Origin of the sequence: Nonomuraea sp. NPDC050691, assembly GCF_040654455.1 — a bacterium.
Taxonomy (GTDB): Bacteria; Actinomycetota; Actinomycetes; order Streptosporangiales; family Streptosporangiaceae; genus Nonomuraea.
The window spans coordinates 1-1,766 of the sequence record NZ_JBFAIA010000361.1; the positions used below are offsets into that span (position 1 = coordinate 1).

Here is a 1,766-nt window from a genome sequence, read left to right on the forward strand (position 1 = left end):
TGTAAATTTAAATTTTGTAATCCAGTTGAAACTCTTGCATAACCTATTTTCAAAATACAAACCTCCTATATACATCTTCAGTGTACCATAACTTAATTACAAGGTCTTTTATGAACATAGATTTTTTGTTGGGTTTTTGAACACATAATCCTATGTAATTCTTACTTATTTAGACATAAAAGAAGAGTGTACAGAAAATGGTTATTTTCTGTACACTCTCATCTTTAATAATATATTTTAAATGTCATTAACAAAACTAATTTAATAAGAGTCAAGCATAGTTTACATATGTATTATGTTTGAAACATACCTCTAATTACTTTTTACTAATATCATTTAAAATATCTCGCAATTCTTCAATTTCTTTGTTATTTAATTCTTCATTTTTCGCAAAATTCAACACTAAACTTTTCATATCCCCTCCATACAGTTTATTAAGAAAGGTTTTAGCAGTTTTCATTTTAATATCGTCTTCTTTAATATTTGATGAGTAAAAATAAATATTTTCTGATTTGTATCGTTTTATAATCTCTTTTTTATATAGTCTTGTGATTAATGTTCTAATCGTTTTATCACTAACTTCTTTATATTTTTGAATTTCAACTACAATTTCATTAGCTGATACTGATTTTTTATCCCATATTATATTCATAACATCCCATTCAGCCATAGATATTTCAACTTGCTTATTGGCCATTTAAAACACCCATTCCTTTTAATATTTTTTCACTTATTAATTCAGCATTTTTCCCAGACGGGTTTCCATCTGATAAATGTGTAGCAAAATAATACTTATCATGATTTGTAATTACGTAACCTACAAACCACCCATTATTATACTTCCCGTTTACTATACCTGTACCTGTTTTCCCATACAGTTCATACTTTTCATTTTTCTTAATCAATAATGAAGAAGATAATTGATTCTTTGCTTTTTTACTAAAATGGTTATTTTGTTCCATCATATTTTTAAAAACTATTACTTGTTCAAGATTAGATATTTTCAAACTATCTTCCATCCAATAGCTTTTATAACTTCCCAAATTTTCATTACCATAATTTAATTGCTTGAGTTGAGCCGCAGTATAGTTCTTTGGTATTTGATTACTAATACGTTCGAAGTACCAATTAACTGAATTTTGCATTGCTGTATTTAAATCTTGTTCCTTATTCCAAGACTCGAAAAGATAATGTTTATGATTCCATGACATACGTGAATTTTTATCACTTATAATATGACGGTCAAGTCCAAACAGTGCTAAATAAATTTTGTAAGTTGAATCAGGAGAATATCTTTTTCTACTTTCTTTTTCATTATAAATATAGTATTTGTCTTTCTTCATGCTGTACATAACGAAAGATCCACTATTTGAACCAAAATTTTTACTTTCATCTAAAATTTGGTAATCGCTTTGTAAGGGCTTTTTATAATTATAATCAGTTAAGGATTGCCCCATTAAAAACTGGCTTTGAATTATCATGATAAAAAAAGTAAAAATACAAATAAAAATTAGAATTAATTTTGACTGCTTTTTCAGATCGGCTTCTTTTATATTAATTAATCTATTTTTGAGTAATGATTTTTTACCATTAAATGAATGGCTTAATATATTTTTGTTGAAAAATGAGGTTTTTAATACGGAGTCCATAATAGATTCCGCATAAGTTTTAAATTCATTTTTGTTAATATTATTAAGGACAAATCTATCGGCTTCTACTTCATTGTCATGAATTATCTTTCTTTTTACAATATGTACTAATGGATT

General features: G+C 26.0%; 2 protein-coding genes. Both read right to left on the reverse strand.

What is annotated here, in order from left to right:
- Nucleotides 1-316: 316 nt before the first annotated feature.
- Nucleotides 317-697: a penicillinase repressor BlaI gene (gene blaI, locus AB0H81_RS44740; protein ID WP_001284653.1), complete on the reverse strand. Its 381-nt coding sequence runs from the start codon at nucleotides 695-697 to the stop codon at nucleotides 317-319.
- Nucleotides 687-1,766: penicillin-binding transpeptidase domain-containing protein (locus tag AB0H81_RS44745; RefSeq protein WP_358388694.1), on the reverse strand; the 1,080-nt coding region annotated here is incomplete at its 5' end. The genes blaI and AB0H81_RS44745, both read right to left, overlap by 11 nt.

What these genes read in the sequence shown, in the direction of transcription:
- blaI (WP_001284653.1), bottom strand. Translation starts at nt 697, where the DNA reads ATGGCCAATAAGCAAGTTGAAATATCTATGGCTGAATGGGATGTTATG.